The sequence below is a fragment of the Enterococcus sp. 3H8_DIV0648 genome (assembly GCF_002140655.1).
GTDB lineage: Bacteria > Bacillota > Bacilli > Lactobacillales > Enterococcaceae > Enterococcus_A > Enterococcus_A hulanensis.
In genome coordinates, this window is record NZ_NGLG01000001.1 from 2,774,639 (window position 1) to 2,794,911 (window position 20,273).

Sequence of the window (20,273 nt, forward strand, 5' to 3'; positions counted from 1 at the left end):
AGGTCCACGCTGAGATCCAAGCAGAGAACAAACAACCGACGATTTAGAAATTTGCAAGAGAAACCAGATGTGAGGCGGCTTTTACTTGCCGGTAAATAAGGCCGTCCGGTTTCACATCTTGCCATTGCTCTTAGGAGAGTTTCTTTTCCTGTAAGGAAATAAGGAAACCAGCAATGTTTTCATCCTGAGGTATCTGAAAAGATGCCTCCTCCCTAGCTTAAAAGCTTTTCGAACTCGTTCAGCTTTTGAGCAATAAGACTAAAATTTTGATAAGTCGCTCTTCAGACTTAACAAAATTTTCGCTTATTGTCGATAAAGCTAGTTCGAAAAGCTAGATATAAAGAAAAGCTAAGCGGGCTCGTTCAGCTCTCAAGCAATAAGACCAAAATATTGATAAATCGTTTTTCAGATTTCTCAATATTTTTGCTTATTGTCGTAGAGAGCTAGCCCGTGTGCTAGATATAAAGAAAAGTTTAGCGAACTCGTTCGGCTCTTGAACAACAAGTCTAAAATTTTTTTAAATTGCTCCTCAAATTTACAAAAATTTTCGCTTGTTGCTTCAAAGAGCTAGTTCGATACACTAGACATCTAAGAAAAGCTAAACATAAAAAAAGACCGTTGCGACGGTCTTTTTTGTTAAAAATCAATCAATAGAAGTGAGGATAAAACAATGGCAAAATTATGGGGTGGCCGTTTTGATGGAAAAAATGAAGCATGGATCGATGCCTTCGGTGCTTCGATTCCCTTCGACCAGCAGCTAGCTACACAAGATATCACCGGCAGCTTGGCGCATGTCAAAATGCTTGGTGAAACAGGCATCATTACAAAAGAAGAGTCCCAGCAAATCACCGCTGGACTAAAAATATTGGCAGAAAAAGCTGCTAAGGATGAATTAACCTTTACGATCGAAAATGAAGACATTCATTTGAACTTGGAAAAGATGCTCCACGATGAGATCGGCCCTGTTGCCGGCAAGCTCCACACCGCCCGCAGCCGAAACGATCAGGTCGCAACCGATATGCATTTATATCTGAAGGAACATTTGACCGAGATCATCGAGAAGGTTCAACATTTCCGCGCTGTCTTGGTCAATAAAGCCGAAGAACATGTGGAAACGATCATGCCCGGCTATACCCACCTGCAGCATGCACAGCCGATTTCTTTTGGTCATCACTTAATGGCGTATTATGGCATGCTGACGCGTGATCAGGCTCGCCTTGAGGAAAGTATGAAGCGTGTCGACATTTCTCCTCTAGGGTGTGCTGCCTTGGCTGGTACGACTTTCCCGATTGATCGTCAGATGACGGCAGACGAGCTGGGATTTGCTGATCTTTACATGAACAGTCTTGACGGCGTGAGCGACCGTGATTTCATTCTTGAATTTTTAAGCAACAGCTCGATCCTAATGATGCATCTTTCGCGTTTTTGCGAAGAGATTATTTTATGGTGCAGCCATGAATTTAAATTTGTCGAATTAACGGATACTTTTTCAACCGGCAGCTCCATCATGCCGCAAAAGAAAAATCCCGATATGGCAGAATTAATCCGCGGGAAATCAGGCCGGGTCTTCGGTGACTTGGTTGGCTTATTAACGGTCATCAAAGGATTGCCCCTCGCCTACAACAAAGACCTGCAGGAAGATAAAGAAGGCATGTTTGATACCGTCCACACCGTAGCCACCAGCTTGGACATCATGGCTGGTATGATCGACACGATGAAGGTCAATACCCAAATCATGCACGATGCCACAGAAAAAGACTTCTCCAACGCGACTGAGCTAGCTGACTATTTAGCTACAAAAGGGATTCCCTTCCGTCAAGCCCACGAAATCGTCGGCAAACTGGTACTGGCCTGCACTCAAAAAGGGATTTATCTGCAAGACGTCCCATTAGAAGAATATCAGACCATCAATCCGGTGATCGAAGAAGACATCTATGATACGTTGTCATCGAAAACCGCAGTGACCCGTCGCCACTCACTAGGCGGCACCGGCTTTGACCAAGTTCAAAAACAAATTCAACTGGCAAAAGCTGAACTATAATTCGTACAAAAAATCGACTACCCGTCATGGATAGTCGATTTTTCTTATGCATTTGTATAAACCGAAGTCGCAGTTTCTTTTAATACCGCATTCAATTCTTCGATGTTGCGTTTGCCCTCTTCGGATAACCAAGCGATTGCTTGTTCTTCACCTTCTTTTACGAAGGACTCTACACCATTAGCCCACGTTGCCCGTCCGCATAAGACCCCATTGAAGGTCGAGCCTGATTTTTTGGCAAAGCGCAGGGTTTCTTGGAACAGCTCGGCACTAACGCCGGCACTTAGGAAAATGAATGGCAGATCAGCAGCCTCCGATTGTTCTTTGAAGTAAGTCGCTGCTTCTGTTTGACTATAGCAAACCTCTTGACCGTACCCTTCGACAAAGTTCATGTTTACCGGAACTTCTACCTTCAAGACATCCACCTGATAGCGTTCCTTAGAAAATTCCCGCATCGCTTCAATTACTTTCTTCGGTTTTACTTTGGCATAGTCTAATGAAGCAGCATCGGTGATCTTGGCATCATAGGAAACAATTTCTAAAAAGAATGGGATATCCTCTGCGGTACATTCAGAACCGATTCGTTCCATATAGGCTTGTTTTTGCTGATTGATTTCTTGCGGTTCATCCACATCATAATATAGTAGGAACTTGCACGCATCGGCTCCCGCTTCTTTCAAACGTTTCACCGACCACACATCCAAGACATCCGGCAAACGTCCCGGCGTAGTTGCATCATAGCCGGTTTTTTCATAAGCCAGCAACAGTCCGCAATCATTATCCCGCACCTCTGCGGCTGGCAATCCATATTCCGGGTCTAGTAAAATGGCAGACGCATACGGCGTCAATTGCTGAGAAACCAGCTCTTTGAATTTGATCACATCTTCTGCGGTCGCTTCTTTGTATTTGCCGATCATCTTTTTCAAGGCTCCGCGCTGATCGATCGCTAATGCACCGATGATCCCTGCTTCATTGGTAATTTGCTCTAAGTAACGCTTTTTCCCTGCACTGATTGTCTTCATTCATTCTCACCTATTTTTTCATTTAGTAGTGTCGCGATAGCCGTTTTTGATTGTGCGGCTTTTAATTGTTCCGTGACTTCATTGCGCATCAGCAGCCGCGCGACTGCCGATAGTAATTTCAAATGGGTCGTGCCCGCTTCTGAATCAGGAATAAATAGTGCGATGACAAAGTTGATCAATTGACCATCTAGACTATTCCACTCGATCCCCTGATCCAGCGTCACGATGATGATGCTTGGTTCCTTGATCGCCTGATCCTTGGCATGAGGGATCGCAAAGCCATCCATCATTCCTGTGGTGCCTTCATTTTCACGTTCTACTAATTTTTGATAAACCTGCTTCTCATCAGTAGAGATGGCTAACTTTTTCGCCTGTTCCGCTAAGAAATCAAAGACTTCCTTTTGACTAGCCAGCGATTGCTTTAAAAAGATGTTTTCTTCCTGAATAATTCCCATCATCGTTTCCTCTCTATTCCACGATAGCCGATTTATCTGCTTGCTCGGCGTTCGCTTTCTTTTCCTTTGCGGCAACACTGCTCTTTTGGATCAAGCCCAAGATCACACCGCCGACGATCGAACCAATCAGAATGGAAAGCACCCATTGAAATTTCCCGGTAACAACTGGTAAAACTAGGAAGCCGCCATGGGGTGCTGGCACTTGTACGCCAAACATATACGTTAAAACAGCGGCGATTGATGAACCTAGCATCATTGTCGGCAATACCCGAATCGGATCCTTCGCCGCAAACGGGATCGCACCTTCCGTAATATGTGTTGAGCCTAAAATGAAATTGACCAAGCCGGCATTGCGGTCGTTCGTATCGAAATATTTCCCGAATAACAATGTCGCAAATCCAGTGATCAACGGCGGTGCGATACAGGCTGCTGAGACACCCGCCATAAAGGTCGTATTTCCTTGTGCCAATAATGCGGTACCTGTTACGTACGCCGCCTTATTGATCGGTCCGCCCATATCAAAGGCACACATACAGCCGACGATCACGCCCAGCACCAAAGGATTTGAATTTTCAAAGCCAGCTAAGAAGCTCATCATCCCTTCGTTTACAGCTTTCATCGGGCCTGCCAATAAAGACATCACGATCCCAATGAAGGCTACCCCGATGACCGGATATAAGAAGATTGCTTTCAAACCGTCTAATTGCTTCGGCAACACTTCCAAGACCTTTTGCAGGAATAAAATGAAGTAACCCGCTAAGAAACCAGCCAGAATTCCGCCTAAGAATCCAGTACCGCCATTCATCGCAACGATCCCGCCGACAAAACCAACGACTAGCCCCGGACGTTTCGCGATTCCTTCAGCAATATACGCAGCCAGCACCGGAACCATCATCCCCATCGCTGCATCGCCAACCGCTTTTAGCATCGCCGCCGTAGAATTGTATTGCGCATTATCAGGATCAAAGGAATAAATCCCCCAAACAGCAAACGAGATCGCGATCAAGACACCGCCGGCTACTACGAAAGGCAGCATGTGAGAGACACCATTCATCAAATTTTTATAAATGCTGCGACCAAAGCTGGTGCTGCTCCCAGTTTCTTGTTCCAAAGCATCAACCGATTGATTCTCTGCTGCGAGCGATCCTTTGCCTGCCAATGCGTCATCGATCAAACGCTCCGCATCTTTGATTCCCGTACTCACAGAGACATCAATGATCCGTTTTCCCGCGAAGCGTTCTGGATGTACATCCTTGTCTGCGGCAATAATAACGGCGTCGGCATTTTTGATTTCTTCTGCCGTTAATTCATTTTCGATCCCGATCTGTCCATGTGTTTCGACTTTGATGGTGACGCCCTTTTTCTTAGCCGCTTGTTCTAAAGCCTCTTGCGCCATGTAGGTGTGGGCGATCCCTGTCGGACAACCTGTTGCTGCGATTAATTGATAATTTCCCATGTTTTTACCCTCTCTTCTTTGATTTCGATTTGCTTGCTTAGTTCTTCAACATCTAAAAAATCGGTCAGCCCTTTGCGAAAAGCGGTTGAGCTTCCCGCGGCCAAACTTTTCCGTAACGTTTCCTCCAACGGCTGATTGGTCAAATAGCCAGCCAAAAAAGTGCCCAATAACGTATCTCCGGCACAGGCCGTGTTGACGACTTTGCCTTTTGGCGAATTGCCGCGAATGATCTTATCCTTAGTAAAAAAGATCGCTCCTTCTCCGCCCAGCGACAGCAGTACATTTTGAGCGCCTGCTTCTAACAATTGCTGCCCATAAAACAAATAGGCTTCTTCTGTGTCGATCACTTGTCCAAACCAAGATTCCAATTCCTCTTCATTAGGCTTCAGCAGAAACGGTCGATAAGGCAAACAGTCCATCACTTCTTGATAGCTGCTGTCAAGAATCAGGTGAATTCCGCGCGCTTCGCAAATTTGACTGATCTCAACCAGAATCGCAGGCTCTACCCCGCGCGGCAAACTCCCTGAGATACAAAGATAATCCTTCGCCTGCAAATTTCTGATTTGATCCAAAAAGGCTTGGATCTTTTCAGGCGGTATTTCAGGTCCTTGATTGACTAGTTTATATTCCTCCTTCGTTTGATTGACTTGTGTGAATACATTGATGCGGGTCATCCCAGGAACCTCAATAAAATCAGTGCTGATTGCTTTTTCCCGTAAATAATCTTCTATATAGTTCCCTGTAAACCCTGCACGAAAACCGAGCGCAGTGGTGGTGACTCCCAACATTTTTAGTACGAGCGACACATTCACTCCTTTGCCGTTTGCTTGGATATCATCATCCTTCGTTCGATTTACGGTAAAAGGGTTCATGGTGTCCGTTTCAATAAATAGATCAATCGCTAAATTCATGGTGCATGTGTAAATAGACATGAGTGACGACCTCCTTGACCTTATTATGGGACATCGCATGCCGAAAAGGTTTTCACGTTTAGGCCTTTTTCCTGAAAAGCTTTACATCTTTTTACAACCCATGATACTTTTTAACTAGTAACTACTCGAAGGAAGGTCAGTACAGCAATGGAACATAAATTAAGCGACACGGAACAATATCTTTGGGATTTTATCGAAAGCCATATCCTTGAAGTCCCTAATTACTCCATCGTAAAACTTAGCGAGCAAGCTAATGTTTCAACGGCTACGATTGTTCGTACGATGAAAAAGAAAGGCTACGAAGGCTTCACTGCTTTTAAGCACCACTTAAAGGAGCAAGAAAATAAAAATATCAATTTTTCTTCATTGGATAAAGTCGATAAGGGGATTCGGCGGGCCATTTTAAAAAATGAACAAGAGGTCGTTCGTACGATCAATATGATCGAGATCGGCAACATCGAGGATGCGATCCAGAAGATCAAATTTGCGGAACGGGTATTTATTTTTGCCCGCGGCTTTTCGGAGATGATCGGCCAAGAAATGATGGTGAAGTTCCAATTGACCGGTAAAAACTGTCAGATGCATACCGATCCGGAAATCATAAAAAATATTAGCCGAAAGCTGACAAAACGAGACATCGTCATTTTCATTTCGCTGAATGGTGAAACGAAGGAGCTCGTCGTGGCCGCCAAAAACTGTTATGATGGAGAGATAGGGTCAATCCTGTTAACGGCGAACAATTCTTCCAGTCTGGTGAATTACAGCGAAATCGCTTTGGTTGGTTTTAAATCAGAAGGTTCCTATTTCCCTGATTACGAAGTTCGCTCGCGCTTGCCATTACAAATTATCGCGAGGATTTTACTTGATTCCTACGCTTTGCGTGTTACGGATAATTAAGAAATAGCCATAATACGGCTTTTAAGTGTCAACTCACGGCAAAAACAATCTTCCCCTCTCATACAGAAAAAGGAAGATGTACGAGTTGAGAATTGGATTTATTTTTTTCTGGCAGAAAAAATAAATCCTTATTAAATGAACAAGGATGCCAGTCCTACTTTTGGCAGTAGCCGCATGCAATTATCATTCACGCCTTTTATTTCCAATCCTGAATTCCAACGTTTAGTAGGATGGTATACGGCGTGAATAGCGGACTTATTTTTTTCTGGCAGAAAAAATAATTCCTTATTAAATGAACAAGGATGCCAGTCCTACTTCTGGCAGCAGCTGCATGCAATTATCATTCACGCCTTTTATTTTCAATCTTGAATTCCAACGTTTAGTAGGATGGTATGCGGCGTGAATAGCGGACTTATTTTTTCCAAAAGAAAAAATAAATCCTTATTAAATGAACAAGGAGTGAATCGATGAATCAAAAATTAAAAGAAAATATTTTAGAATCCTTATCAGCAGTATTACCGATTACCATTACTGTGCTCGTTGTCAGTGTCTTTTTGGTCCCGATGGAGATCGGAACCTTTGCGATGTTTCTAATGGGCGCTGTGATGCTGATTATTGGGATGGGGTTCTTCCAGCTGGGAGCTGAAATGTCCATGACCCCCCTCGGTGAAGGGATGGGGATTCAGCTTTCTAAAAGTAAAAAAATCGGCATCCTGGCCTTCAGTGTCTTTATTATTGGCGCTGTGATTACTATTGCAGAACCTGATTTGCAGGTACTGGCCGATCAGATGCCGGCCATACCCAGTAATTTATTAATATGGACCGTAGCCATTGGCGTCGGCATTTGTCTAATGATCGCCGTCCTGCGGATCTTATTCAAAATCAATTTATCCCTCTTACTGATGGTGCTGTACGCCATCGTTATTCTGCTCTCTTTTCTAACGCCGAATGATTTCGTGCCAGTAGCTTTTGACTCTGGCGGGGCTACTACCGGACCGATCACCGTTCCCTTCATCTTAGCTTTAGGGGTCGGGCTGGCTTCCGTCCGAAGTGATAAAAATGCTTCTGACGACAGCTTTGGTTTAGTCGCAATCTCCAGCATTGGACCGATCTTGGCCGTTTTATTATTGGGAATTTTCTTTCAGCCCACAGATGCGGCCTATACGCCAACGGAATTTCTTGATGTGAGTACGACCCAAGACGTTATGCGTGAATTCATGCTGGAGCTGCCTCATTTTGCTAAAGAGGTCTTTATTTCCATGTTTCCAATCGCTGTACTGTTTTTTATTTTCCAACTCATCAGCCGCCGGTATCATCGCAGACAGTATATCCGTATGATCGTCGGTCTGATTTATACTTATATTGGCCTCGTGCTCTTTTTAACCGGAGTCAGTATCGGTTTTGCCCCAGTCGGAAGCTTGCTGGGTGGAGAACTGGCCGCAAGTAAATTCAAATGGCTGCTGATTCCTATTGGCATGCTGATCGGCTATTTTATCGTAAAAGCCGAGCCGGCCATTCAAGTATTGAACCACCAGGTCGAAAATGTTACAGGCGGCTCAATTTCCGCCGCTTCCATGAACCTCTGCCTTTCTTTCGGGGTGGCAGTCAGTGTGGGCCTTGCTATGATGCGTTCTATCACCGGTGTCAGTATCTATTGGATCATCATTCCCGGTTACCTGATCGCTCTGCTGCTGTCCCGCTTTGTTCCTAAGATATTTATCGGTATCGCCTTTGACTCCGGCGGGGTAGCCAGCGGTCCAATGACCAGTACGTTCCTGCTTCCGCTGTGTATCGGGGTGAGTGAATCCTTAGGTGGAAATATCATGGCGGATGCTTTTGGTGTCGTGGCACTTGTCGCGTTGACTCCATTGATCGCCATTCAAATCATGGGGCTCGTCTACAAATGGCGCGAAGGCCAATCTGATCAAACCGATGCTTTAACAATCGAAGAACTTAATGAAATTGAAGAATGGGAGGACGCTGAAGAGGATGCATGATAAACCGGCAGCACAAATGTTGATATTGATCATTGATCAAAAAGATAAGAAAAAGGCCCATGCCATTTTTAATGCCCATAAAACGCCGGTCCAATATTTATGTATCGGTGAAGGGACAGCAACGAATGAAGTCATGGATTACTTAGGATTAGGGACATCAGAAAAAGCGCTGTTCGTTTGTCCCGTATTAAAAAAATGCGTACCTGATTTATTTGATGCTCTTGGCGAAGGCTTATGTCTCCATAAACCTAACAGAGGCTGTGCATTTACTGTTCCCATCTCTGGCGCGAGCAGTTATGTCCTGAAAGTTTTAGATTCAGAAATGCACGAAAAAATGCAAAAGCACATGGAAAGAGAGGAAAAGCAGATGATCCAAGATGCAAAACATAGTTTACTGATGGTTACGATTAACCAAGGCTTCAGTGAAGAAGTAATGACTGCTGCCACCGAGGCTGGTGCCGCAGGCGGAACGGTTCTACACGCCCGCCGCCTTGATTCGCAAGAAACGATGAGAAAATGGGGCATCAGTATTCAACCAGAAAAAGAAATGGTTTATATCTTAGTCAATCAAGATAAAAAAATGGCCATCATGAAAGCCATCAGCGAACAATGCGGTTTGCTTAGCGAAGCGCAAGGCATCTTGATTTCCATTCCCGTAGACGGCGTGATTGGTTTAAATACCGATACCACTCATTAATAGTGAAAAAGAGGTTCTCATCAATATGATGAGAACCTCTTTTTAATTTAATTAAGCATCAATTTCAGGAGCTTTTCCTAAATGCGCTTGGATCATCCAAATGCGTTTTTCAGTTGCTGTTTTGAATTCGATGAAGATATCTTGCGTTGGATCATCGCCTTCTTCACCAGTTACTTCGATCCCTTTTTGATAAAGATCTGCTAAGTAACGGTAGCCTTCAACAAGTGTAGTTAAGCGTTCTTCCATTGTACGGTCCCAACGTCCTACTTCGTCTGGGATTTTTGTTTGGTCAGCCATTTCACGCAATGTTGAATAAGGTGAGCCGTCTAATGTGATTAAGCGTTCTGAAATTTCGTCCAATTGATCGTTCACGTCATCCATGAAATCGTCCATCATTGGGTGTAATGTCAAGAAACCAGGGCCGCGCATATACCAATGTGTTTGGTGAATGACCATGGACATTTGACTTAAGTCTGCAACTAGTTGATTCAATACTTCTTTTGTTTTTTCGAATTTCATTCCTTCATACCTCCTAATTTATCTTCCATTAAAAGCATAATACAATTATGGCAAAAGCACAAAGAAAATGCTGGAAATTCGCTCTTTTTTCGTAACTTATTAGAAAAGGAGGTGAAAGCGATCACACATTTCATTTTTGGAACGATCATCGGGTCTTTTTTAGCTGTCGTTTGTTTCCGCCTCCCGAAAAACGAATCATTACTTTATCCGCCGTCGCATTGTGATCATTGCAAACATCGGCTGCGGCCAAGCGAAATGATCCCATTGATTTCCGCATTCCGTCAAAGGTTCCGGTGTACCCACTGCCAGCAAAAATTCTCCCCACGCAGTTTTTGGCTGGAAATTTTTTGCGGCCTGCTCTTTTTGATTTTTTTGCACGATTTACAATGGATCAACCTTTGGCGGCTGTTTTGGCTATTAAGTGCCTTCGTTTTAGCCGTAATTGATGGGGAGCTGTTCATTGTGGAGATGAGGATTTTTTGGACAACAGGAGTGATTTTGCTAATTAGCGGGTTCTTTCTTTTCCAATTATATTGGACACAGCCGCTGATTGTTTGCGGACTCTTTTATCTTAGCCAAAAAATTCTCCCAGACAGCTTAGGTCTGGGAGATCTTTGGGTGATTGGGCTATGGAGCTTCTTTCTGTCTGGCTACGAGCTGCTGCAGCTGCTCTTCATCGCTTCGCTTAGCGGTATCGGCTTTTTCGGCTATCAAGCATTTCATAAAAAAGTCCCAGAGAAGCTGCCTTTTCTACCCTTCTTATTTATTGGCCTGTTGGTCCTGCTTTTGAAAAATCATTACGCGTCCCAATTTTGACGAATAAATCCGCGCCGGCCGGAGCCTTCACTATAAGCTGTATAGTGTTCAGGATTTTTCCGATAAAAATCTTGATGATATTCTTCCGCAGGATAAAAGACCTGTGCCGGCTCGATTGCTGTAACGATCGGCTCTTTGAAACGTCCACTAGCCTGCAACTGCTCCTTCGAGGCTTCTGCGGCTTCCTTTTGTTCCGGTGAAGCATAAAAAATCACCGGACGATAAGAATCGCCGCGATCGGCAAACTGACCAAAAGCATCAGTCGGATCAGTCTGCTGCCAATAAATCTCTACCAATTCCTGATAAGAGATGACCGCCGGATCGAAGGTAATCTCCACCGCCTCAGTATGTCCGGTTGTACCGCTGCAAACTTCTTCATACGTTGGATTCGGCACGTGTCCGCCCGTATAACCGGATACCACCTTTTTAATTCCCGGCATTTGATCGAAAGGCTTCACCATACACCAAAAACAGCCGCCGGCAAAAATTGCTTTTTCTTCTGTCATAAGATCGTCTCCTTTTGATTTCATCATAACCATTTTTAGCAAAATTGAAATGAATCTGCTCAATATAGAAAAAGCTAGCGTGCCGATCCAACTGGCACACTAGCTTTTAATAATTATCGCTATCGATCGGATACAGAATTTTGCCATATCCGGTGTAATCATAATGGGTTCCTGCACTGATTTTATCAACGTCGCTATCATCAAAGAATAATTGATTGTCGTCGTCTTCATCTAGATTGGGTAATTTCTTCTTCGTAGGCAAATCAAGCTGTTTCTTAACAATATTTTGTTCTTCCAACAAGTTGTTCAAGCCCAATATTTGAAAATAAATGTCGTTAATCATCTCACCTTGACCTTCGACTTGGGTTTGTTTAATATTTTTCGCTGCTGGTGTGTAGTCTTTTGCGATCGTCAGCATCTCATTCCAGCTTAGATCGGTTTGTACATAATCTTCCACCGCACGTAGATATTTTTTATATTTGGTCACCGAATTAACGGAAAGCAGCTTATCAATAATCTTCGATAAAATTTCACGCTGCCGCGCTTGGCGGCCCACATCGCCCTTTGGATCTTCATGGCGCATGCGCACATATTCCAACGCATGTCTGCCGTCTAAGGTCTGTTTGCCTTTCTTCACATGCACACCATCTAAGGTAAAGTCGATCTTATTATCGACTTCGATCCCGCCAACTGCGTCGACTAACGATTTCAATCCCTTCATATTGATCTCAATATAATGATCAACAGGAACATCCATCATTTCTTGCACCGTTTCGATTGCCATCTTTGTGCTGCCTAATGAATAGGCCGCGTTTAATTTATCATAATACGTATCGCCTTTTGCGACGTAATTATTCTCATCACCCTTATAACCAACGATCTGGGTATAAATATCGCGATCCAAACTCGTCATCAAGGTTTGCTTCTTCTTAGGATTGATGGTCACCAGCATCATGGAATCTGAACGACCTTGGTAGGTCCGCCCCTTATCGCCTGTATCTGTACCCATCAAAAGAATCGAAAACGGCTCTCCGCTTTTCAAATCTACTGTATCTGAACGTTGACTTTTATAATTGACTTTCTTAGTCATTTTTCTGATTGCTTGATCGACGTCATAATTCACTTTTAATAGATAAACGGTCCCCGTTCCGACGAGTAACACAATAATTCCTACGACAATCAAGATGATCTTCTTTGTTTTGCTCATGCAGCACCTCAAAAATCTTGCATCTATATAGTTTCCGATATTTTCTCATAAAATAGCTGTTGAACATAGCTTTACTTTTATGCTCTAAACGAAATTTAATATCTGAACAAAGTGACCGCTGTCATTTTGTCAGATACCTTCCTATAATAGCGCGAAAATAAAAAGACCACAAGATTCTTTTGAATCTTGTGGTCTCAATTCTAGTATTAATTTAATGGATTGTTCAAAGCGTCCTCAGCAGCCATTTGTGCTTCAATATCAGAGATACTGTACACATTTTCGCTAGCCACAACGACTTCTTTTGGTTCCATGTTACGGTAAGTTGCCATACCAGTACCTGCTGGAATGATTTTACCGATGATAACATTTTCCTTCAATCCAAGTAATGGATCTTTCTTACCGCGGATCGCAGCATCCGTCAAGACACGAGTTGTTTCTTGGAATGATGCAGCAGATAAGAAGCTGTTTGTTTCCAATGAAGCTTTCGTAATACCAAGCAAGACTGGACGAGATGTCGCAGGTGTTCCGCCGGTAACGATCGTCTTGTAGTTTTGGTCTTTAAAGTCAGCGATATCAAGCAATGTACCTGGCAAGATTTCTGTGTCGCCTGGGTCCATTACACGGACTTTACGCAACATTTGACGAACCATAACTTCAATATGTTTATCGCCGATTTCTACCCCTTGCATCCGGTAAACACGTTGAACTTCACGCAGCAAGTATGTTTCAACAGAAATCACATCACGCACTTGCAATAAGTGTTTAGGATCGATTGACCCTTCCGTTAATTGATCCCCACGGTGAACCATATCGCCTTCAACGACTTTCATACGTGCAGTGTAAGGAACTGTATAAGTACGAGTATCCGTTTCACCTTTGACGGTAACTTCTTTTGTACGTGTTGCAGCATCTTCAGCAATCTCAACAACTTCACCAGTAACTTCAGTGATGACAGCCAAACCTTTAGGATTACGTGCTTCGAAGATTTCTTGGACACGAGGAAGACCTTGTGTGATATCATCTCCGGCAACCCCACCGGTATGGAATGTACGCATGGTTAACTGAGTACCTGGTTCACCGATTGATTGAGCGGCGATAGTACCAACTGCTTCACCAACTTCAACGTCGTCACCAGTCGCCAAGTTGCGGCCGTAACAATGTTTACATACACCATGTTTAGTATTACATGTGAAGACTGAGCGGATCGTTAATTTCTCAACGCCAGCGTCAATGATGCGTTTTGCATCGGCTTCACTAATCAGTGCATCACCAGGTAAAAGAACTTCACCCGTTTCAGGATGCATCACTGATTTTTGTGTATAACGTCCAACTAGACGTTCTTCTAATGATTCAATGATTTCATTACCTTCGCGAATCGCAGAAATTTCCAGACCACGGTCAGTGCCGCAATCTTCTTCACGTACGATGACATCTTGGGCAACGTCAACCAAACGACGAGTAAGATAACCTGAATCGGCTGTCTTCAAGGCAGTATCGGTCATCCCTTTACGAGCCCCGTGAGTCGAGATAAACATTTCCAAGACAGATAGACCTTCACGGAAGTTAGAAATGATCGGCAATTCCATGATTTGTCCATTCGGAGCGGCCATCAATCCACGCATACCAGCAAGCTGAGTAAAGTTGGAGATGTTACCACGGGCTCCAGAATCAGACATCATGAAGATTGGGTTCTTAGCATCCATTGATTCAATCAGACGTTGTTGAATATTATCTTTCGCTGCATTCCAGACAGCGATAACACGTTCATAACGTTCATCATCAGTAATCAAACCACGACGGAATTGTTTCGTGATCGTGCCGACTTGTTTGTGGGCATTGTCGATGATTTCTTGTTTTTCTGCCAGCGCCATGATATCCGCGATACCAACGGTCATACCAGCATGTGTTGAATGTTTGTAACCTAAGTCTTTCATACGGTCAAGCATCATTGATGTATCAGTGACTTTGAAACGTTTGAAGACCTCAGCGATGATATTTCCAAGATTTTTCTTCTTAAATGGCAAGATAATTTCTTGTTCCTTGATCGCTGCAGGAATATCTGCACCCTTTTCGACAAAATATTTGTCAGGTGTATATTGCGTTAAGTTGAAATCAGTTGGTTCGTTCAAGTAAGGGAACTCTTGCGGCATGATCTCGTTGAAAATAATTTTCCCAACAGTCGTGATCAGCATGCGTTCTTTTTGTTCTTCTGTAAATGGTTTGTCGCCTAATGTATTAGGATCAACAGCCACACGTGAATGCAAGTGAACATAGCCATTGCGCCATGCTAAGACAGCTTCATTCATGTCACGGAAGATCATTCCTTCACCTTCGCGGCCTACTTCTTCCATTGTCAGGTAGTAGTTACCTAAGACCATATCTTGAGATGGTGTAACAACGGGTTTACCATCTTTAGGGTTCAAGATGTGCGTTGCAGCCAGCATCAACATACGAGCTTCCGCTTGTGCTTCTTCTCCTAATGGTAAATGGACAGCCATTTGGTCTCCATCGAAATCGGCGTTGTAGGCTTCACATACTAGCGGGTGAAGACGAATCGCACGACCTTCAACTAAGATCGGTTCGAAAGCTTGGATACCCAGTCTGTGCAACGTAGGTGCCCGGTTAAGTAAAACTGGGTGTTCTCTGATAACTTCTTCTAAAACATCCCATACAACGTCTTCTTGACGTTCGATTTTACGTTTTGCATTTTTGATATTTGAAGCAATCTCGCGTTGAACTAATTCTTTCATTACGAACGGTTTGAACAATTCGATCGCCATTTCTTTTGGCAGACCACATTGGTACATCTTCAAGAAAGGTCCAACGACGATAACTGAACGAGCAGAGTAATCGACACGTTTACCCAGCAAGTTTTGACGGAAACGACCTTGTTTCCCTTTCAACATGTGAGATAAAGATTTCAATGGACGGTTACCTGGTCCAGTAACTGGACGGCCGCGACGACCATTATCGATCAAAGCATCGACTGCTTCTTGCAGCATCCGTTTTTCATTTTGCACAATGATGTTTGGTGCATTCAAATCTAACAAACGTTTCAAACGATTGTTACGGTTGATCACACGACGGTATAGGTCATTCAAGTCACTTGTTGCAAAACGACCACCTTCTAATTGAACCATTGGACGTAGATCTGGCGGGATGACAGGAATAACATCCATCACCATCCAGCCTGGCTGGTTGCCAGAAGAACGGAAGGCTTCTAAAACATCTAAACGACGAATTGCTCGTGTACGTTTTTGTCCTTGAGCGGTCTTTAACTCTTCTTTTAATTCTGCTGATTCGCCATCTAGATCAACTTTATCTAATAATTGTTTGATGGCTTCGGCACCCATTGCCGCATGGAATTCTTGACCGTATTGATCACGTTTTTCACGATATTCACGTTCAGTCAATAATTGTTTCTTCTCTAGGCTTGTATTGCCTGGATCGATTACGACATAAGATGCAAAGTAGATAATTTCTTCTAACGCACGCGGGCTCATGTCTAACACAAGACCCATACGAGAAGGAATTCCTTTGAAATACCAGATATGTGTTACTGGAGCTGCTAATTCGATATGGCCCATCCGTTCACGACGAACTTTTGAACGTGTTACTTCCACACCACAACGGTCGCAGACGATCCCTTTATAACGGATCCGTTTGTATTTCCCACAGGCACATTCCCAGTCTTTGGTTGGCCCAAAAATTCTTTCATCGAATAACCCTTCGCGTTCAGGTTTCAATGTACGATAGTTAATGGTTTCCGGTTTTTTTACTTCACCGTATGACCAGCTTCTGATTTTTTCAGGAGAAGCCAAACCTATTTGCATACTTTCGAATTTATTTACATCGATCAAAAGGGTTTCCCTCCATTTCATTTTATCGTAAGACAGCTAGGGGATAGCTGTCTTACACATGCACAAACGGTGTTCCAGAAGTAGCTTCTTCGGAAATAAGCCGAAATTTCATAAAATTTGAGAAACAATTTTTTGAAATCCCTTCTTATTTCTTGAAGCTGAACACTTCTGACACCACCTCTTCAGACAAGTGTGACTCTTATAAGTCTTCAGCAGTTTCGATTTCTTGGATCAAGTCTGACTTTTGTTCGGCCTTTTCAGCAGCTGCGCGTTCTTCGACTTCTTTTGCAGTTTGTTGCTGTTCTGCATATTTCGTCAACGCATCAACTGTGATCAAGTCATCATCGTCATCGTCCATGTCTCGCAACTCGATTTCTTTGTCATTAATATCTAAGACTTGCATATCTAAACCAAGGGCTTGCAATTCTTTCACTAATACGCGGAAAGATTCAGGCACGCCTGGTTTTGGAATAGGTTCACCTTTGACGATGGCTTCGTAAGTTTTCACACGACCAACCACATCATCTGATTTGTAAGTCAAGATTTCTTGTAATGTGTAAGCAGCACCGTATGCTTCCAGTGCCCAAACTTCCATTTCCCCGAAACGTTGTCCACCAAATTGAGCTTTACCACCCAATGGTTGCTGCGTAACAAGAGAGTAAGGTCCAATTGAACGAGCATGCAATTTATCATCGACCATGTGGGCCAATTTAATCATGTACATAACCCCAACGGAAATACGGTTATCAAATGGTTCACCGGTACGTCCATCATAAAGGACAGTCTTAGCGTCTGCCGCCATACGAGATTCACGTACAGTTTCCCAAACATCACTATCCTGCGCACCATCGAATACTGGTGTTGCCACATGGATACCTAATTGACGAGCAGCCATCCCTAAGTGCAATTCCAATACTTGTCCGATGTTCATACGAGATGGTACCCCTAATGGATTCAACATGACATCCACTGGTGTGCCGTCTGGTAAGTATGGCATGTCTTCTTCAGGCATAATGCGAGAAACGACCCCTTTGTTTCCGTGACGGCCGGCCATTTTATCCCCTTCATGGATTTTACGTTTTTGCACGATGTAAACGCGCACTAACATATTCACACCTGGAGATAATTCATCGCCTGCTTCACGAGTAAAGATCTTCACATCATGAACGATCCCGCCGCCGCCGTGAGGCACACGTAGAGAAGTATCACGAACTTCACGCGCTTTTTCACCAAAGATCGCATGTAATAAACGTTCTTCAGCTGATAATTCTGTTACCCCTTTAGGAGTGACTTTACCAACTAATAAATCACCATCATGAACTTCAGCACCGATGCGGATAATCCCCATTTCGTCTAAGTTCTTCAATGCGTCTTCCCCAACGTTAGGGATTTCGCGAGTGATTTCTTCAGGTCCTAATTTCGTATCGCGTGCTTCTGATTCATATTCTTCAATATGGATTGAAGTATAGACATCATCTTTGACCAAACGACGGCTCATGATGATGGCATCTTCATAGTTGTACCCTTCCCAAGTCATGAAGGCTACGACCACGTTTTGACCTAATGCCAATTCGCCGTTTTCCATTGAAGGTCCATCAGCTAAGATATCGCCAACCTCAACTTTTTCACCTAAACCAACTAATGGACGTTGGTTGTAGCTGGTTCCTGAGTTTGAACGACGGAATTTAGTGATGTCGTATTTATCTAATGCGCCATTGTCGCGACGTACACGAACTTCGTGAGCATCAACGAATTCAACGACACCTTCGTTTTTACATAATAAAGCGGCACCTGAGTCATGGGCTGCTTTGTATTCCATACCAGTACCAACCCATGGAGAACGAGGTTGGATCAATGGTACTGCTTGACGCTGCATGTTGGCACCCATCAAGGCACGGTTGGAGTCATCGTTTTCCAAGAATGGAATACAAGCGGTAGCAACTGCGACTACTTGTTTTGGCGATACATCCATGTAATCCACTTTATCAATCGTTACTTCCAAGTTTTCAGAAGTTGCACGAGCCATAACGACTTCTTCAGCGAAGGTGCCGTCTTCATTCAACTTACTGTTTGCTTGGGCAACAACGTAATGGTCCTCGATGTCAGCTGTTAAATAATCGATTTTATCCGTTACTCGACCAGTTGCACGATCAACACGACGGTAAGGTGTTTCGATGAAACCAAACTTGTTGACCTTGGCATAAGAAGCCAAGCTGTTGATCAACCCGATATTGGGACCTTCGGGCGTTTCAATCGGACACATACGGCCATAGTGAGAATAGTGAACGTCTCGAACTTCATAGCCCGCACGGTCACGCGTCAAACCACCAGGTCCTAAGGCAGATAGACGACGTTTATGAGTCAATTCCCCTAATGGGTTCGTTTGATCCATGAACTGTGACAACTGAGAAGAACCAAAGAATTCTTTGATGCTGGCAACAACTGGACGAATGTTGATCAATTGTTGCGGTGTCAATGTTTCTTGATCCTGAATGGACATACGTTCACGAACGACACGTTCCATCCGAGCTAAACCGATACGGAATTGGTTTTGTAATAATTCACCAACTGAGCGGATACGACGGTTTCCTAAGTGGTCGATATCATCGACATTGCCGATGCCTTCCATCAAGTTCAAGAAATAGCTCATTGAAGAAATGATGTCAGCAGGGCGAACCGTACGTACAGAAGAATCAGGATAAGCATTGCCGATCACTGTAACTTCACGTTCTGGATCTTTTGGTGAAAAGACTTTGATCACTTGAACAGTCATTGGATCAGTAACAACCGCATCTTCTGATGGGTAGTAAGTTACTGAGTTCAAGCCATTTTCCAAGTGTGGTCCTAAATCTTCCATTACTTGGTGTGTTAGAACCGTTCCTTTTTCCACGATGATTTCGCCTGTTTCAGCATCAACCAAGGTTTCAGCTAAGGTCAAGTTCAATAGACGTGTTTTAAGGTCTAATTTTTTATTTACTTTGTAACGACCAACATTTGCTAAGTCGTAACGTTTTGGATCGAAGAAACGAGCAGTTAATAAGCTGCGAGAGCTGTCTGCTGTTTTTGGTTCGCCTGGACGTAAGCGTTCATATACATCTTTCAAACCTTCTTCGGTACGAGAATCACTTGGGTTTTTGTGCAAGTCTTTCTCGATCGTGTTGCGTAATGAGTCGCTTTCGCCAAAGATTTCAAAGATTGTATCATCTGACCCAAAACCTAATGCACGAACTAACGTAGTCAAAGGGATTTTACGCGTACGGTCAATACGTACATAAGAAATATCTTTTGCATCTGTTTCCATTTCTAACCATGCGCCGCGGTTAGGGATAACAGTTGAACCAAATCCTTCTTTCCCGTTTTTATCCACTTTTCCGTGGAAGTAAACACCGGGAGAACGAACTAATTGGGATACGATAACCCGTTCAGCTCCGTTGATGATAAAGGTTCCTTGCTCCGTCATTAATGGGAAATCGCCAAAGAATACTTCTTGGGATTTGATTTCTCCAGTTTCACGGTTTACTAAACGTAATACAACATGTAATGGTGCAGAGTAATTTGCATCGTGTGAACGAGCCTCTGCAACGGTGTATTTAGGTTCTTTCAATTCATAGTCAACAAATTCAAGTGACAAGTTTCCATTAAAGTCTTCAATTGGCAAAATGTCTTCAAACATTTCTCGTAAGCCCTCATCTAAGAACCATTGATAAGAATCTGTTTGAATTTCGATCAAATTCGGTAATTCCAACACTTCACTGATTTGTGCGAAGCTTCTACGTTCTCGGTGTTTCCCGTATTTCACTACGTGTCCAGCCAAGTTCTTCACCCCTCTTAAAAGTTTGAAAACCGATCCGAAGATAAATTACATTTATGT

Annotated in this window: 14 protein-coding genes and 1 pseudogene; 6 read left to right on the forward strand and 9 right to left on the reverse strand. The window is 43.5% G+C overall.

Annotation, left to right across the window (positions count from 1 at the left end; all coding sequences use genetic code 11):
• The first annotated feature begins 670 nt into the window (after positions 1–670).
• On the forward strand, positions 671–2,041 hold the full coding sequence (gene argH / locus A5875_RS12770; protein ID WP_088933954.1) for an argininosuccinate lyase: 1,371 nt from the start codon (positions 671–673) through the stop codon (positions 2,039–2,041).
• Between the two features lie 44 nt (positions 2,042–2,085).
• Here argH and lacD read toward each other — a convergent pair whose 3' ends face one another.
• Genes lacD through pfkB form a run of 4 tightly spaced genes read right to left on the reverse strand, consistent with a single transcriptional unit; the run spans position 2,086 to position 5,903 of the window.
• Entirely contained in the window at positions 2,086–3,060 is a 975-nt protein-coding gene (lacD, locus tag A5875_RS12775) for a tagatose-bisphosphate aldolase (RefSeq protein ID WP_088933955.1), read from the reverse strand.
• Positions 3,057–3,515, reverse strand: a complete 459-nt coding sequence (locus A5875_RS12780; RefSeq protein ID WP_088933956.1) for a fructose PTS transporter subunit IIA — start codon at positions 3,513–3,515, stop codon at positions 3,057–3,059. The genes lacD and A5875_RS12780 overlap by 4 nt, the downstream gene beginning before the upstream one ends.
• A gap of 13 nt (positions 3,516–3,528) precedes the next feature.
• Positions 3,529–4,971: a PTS fructose transporter subunit IIC gene (locus A5875_RS12785; RefSeq protein ID WP_088933957.1), complete on the reverse strand. Its 1,443-nt coding sequence runs from the start codon at positions 4,969–4,971 to the stop codon at positions 3,529–3,531.
• Positions 4,953–5,903 carry a 1-phosphofructokinase gene (gene pfkB / locus A5875_RS12790; protein ID WP_088933958.1) on the reverse strand — a complete coding sequence of 317 codons (951 nt, stop codon included), beginning with the start codon at positions 5,901–5,903 and terminating at the stop codon, positions 4,953–4,955. The genes A5875_RS12785 and pfkB overlap by 19 nt, the downstream gene beginning before the upstream one ends.
• A gap of 147 nt (positions 5,904–6,050) precedes the next feature.
• On the opposite strand from pfkB, the gene A5875_RS12795 reads away from it, so the two are divergent.
• The 3 genes from A5875_RS12795 (at position 6,051) to A5875_RS12805 (ending at position 9,494) form a co-directional block, all read left to right on the forward strand.
• Positions 6,051–6,800: a MurR/RpiR family transcriptional regulator gene (locus A5875_RS12795; RefSeq protein WP_088933959.1), complete on the forward strand. Its 750-nt coding sequence runs from the start codon at positions 6,051–6,053 to the stop codon at positions 6,798–6,800.
• Positions 6,801–7,267: 467 nt separating this feature from the next.
• Entirely contained in the window at positions 7,268–8,797 is a 1,530-nt protein-coding gene (locus tag A5875_RS12800; protein ID WP_088933960.1) for a DUF1538 domain-containing protein, read from the forward strand.
• On the forward strand, positions 8,790–9,494 hold the full coding sequence (locus A5875_RS12805) for a transposase (protein ID WP_088933961.1): 705 nt from the start codon (positions 8,790–8,792) through the stop codon (positions 9,492–9,494). Before A5875_RS12800 ends, A5875_RS12805 begins: the two co-directional genes overlap by 8 nt.
• A gap of 51 nt (positions 9,495–9,545) precedes the next feature.
• Here the strand turns inward: A5875_RS12805 and A5875_RS12810 are convergent, their stop codons facing one another.
• Positions 9,546–10,013, reverse strand: a complete 468-nt coding sequence (locus A5875_RS12810; protein ID WP_088933962.1) for a Dps family protein — start codon at positions 10,011–10,013, stop codon at positions 9,546–9,548.
• 111 nt (positions 10,014–10,124) lie between these two features.
• Between A5875_RS12810 and A5875_RS24320 the strand changes: the two are divergent.
• Together A5875_RS24320 and A5875_RS24145 are read left to right on the forward strand one after the other, a co-directional pair.
• Positions 10,125–10,328, forward strand: a pseudogene (locus A5875_RS24320) (prepilin peptidase); the annotation flags it as partial.
• A 147-nt stretch (positions 10,329–10,475) separates the two neighbouring features.
• Positions 10,476–10,829 (forward strand): hypothetical protein, encoded by a 354-nt coding sequence (locus A5875_RS24145; protein ID WP_242551115.1) that lies wholly within the window; start codon positions 10,476–10,478, stop codon positions 10,827–10,829.
• Here the strand turns inward: A5875_RS24145 and msrA are convergent.
• From msrA to rpoB, 4 genes are all read right to left on the reverse strand, one after another.
• Positions 10,811–11,335 (reverse strand): peptide-methionine (S)-S-oxide reductase MsrA, encoded by a 525-nt coding sequence (gene msrA, locus A5875_RS12820; RefSeq protein ID WP_088933964.1) that lies wholly within the window; start codon positions 11,333–11,335, stop codon positions 10,811–10,813. The genes A5875_RS24145 and msrA overlap by 19 nt on opposite strands.
• Before the next feature lie 106 nt (positions 11,336–11,441).
• Positions 11,442–12,542 (reverse strand): LCP family glycopolymer transferase, encoded by a 1,101-nt coding sequence (locus A5875_RS12825; RefSeq protein ID WP_088933965.1) that lies wholly within the window; start codon positions 12,540–12,542, stop codon positions 11,442–11,444.
• 206 nt (positions 12,543–12,748) lie between these two features.
• Complete coding sequence (gene rpoC, locus A5875_RS12830) at positions 12,749–16,402, reverse strand: DNA-directed RNA polymerase subunit beta' (protein WP_088933966.1); 3,654 nt, start codon at positions 16,400–16,402, stop codon at positions 12,749–12,751.
• Positions 16,403–16,601: 199 nt separating this feature from the next.
• Positions 16,602–20,216, reverse strand: a complete 3,615-nt coding sequence (rpoB, locus tag A5875_RS12835; protein WP_176244675.1) for a DNA-directed RNA polymerase subunit beta — start codon at positions 20,214–20,216, stop codon at positions 16,602–16,604.
• Positions 20,217–20,273 lie beyond the last annotated feature (57 nt).

Excerpts from the sequence above, each read along its gene's own strand:
- argH (WP_088933954.1), top strand. The coding sequence starts at position 671 with ATGGCAAAATTATGGGGTGGCCGTTTTGATGGAAAAAATGAAGCATGG.
- lacD (WP_088933955.1), bottom strand. The coding sequence starts at position 3,060 with ATGAAGACAATCAGTGCAGGGAAAAAGCGTTACTTAGAGCAAATTACC.
- A5875_RS12780 (WP_088933956.1), bottom strand. The coding sequence starts at position 3,515 with ATGGGAATTATTCAGGAAGAAAACATCTTTTTAAAGCAATCGCTGGCT.
- A5875_RS12785 (WP_088933957.1), bottom strand. The coding sequence starts at position 4,971 with ATGGGAAATTATCAATTAATCGCAGCAACAGGTTGTCCGACAGGGATC.
- pfkB (WP_088933958.1), bottom strand. The coding sequence starts at position 5,903 with ATGTCTATTTACACATGCACCATGAATTTAGCGATTGATCTATTTATT.
- A5875_RS12795 (WP_088933959.1), top strand. The coding sequence starts at position 6,051 with ATGGAACATAAATTAAGCGACACGGAACAATATCTTTGGGATTTTATC.
- A5875_RS12800 (WP_088933960.1), top strand. The coding sequence starts at position 7,268 with ATGAATCAAAAATTAAAAGAAAATATTTTAGAATCCTTATCAGCAGTA.
- A5875_RS12805 (WP_088933961.1), top strand. The coding sequence starts at position 8,790 with ATGCATGATAAACCGGCAGCACAAATGTTGATATTGATCATTGATCAA.
- A5875_RS12810 (WP_088933962.1), bottom strand. The coding sequence starts at position 10,013 with ATGAAATTCGAAAAAACAAAAGAAGTATTGAATCAACTAGTTGCAGAC.
- msrA (WP_088933964.1), bottom strand. The coding sequence starts at position 11,335 with ATGACAGAAGAAAAAGCAATTTTTGCCGGCGGCTGTTTTTGGTGTATG.
- A5875_RS12825 (WP_088933965.1), bottom strand. The coding sequence starts at position 12,542 with ATGAGCAAAACAAAGAAGATCATCTTGATTGTCGTAGGAATTATTGTG.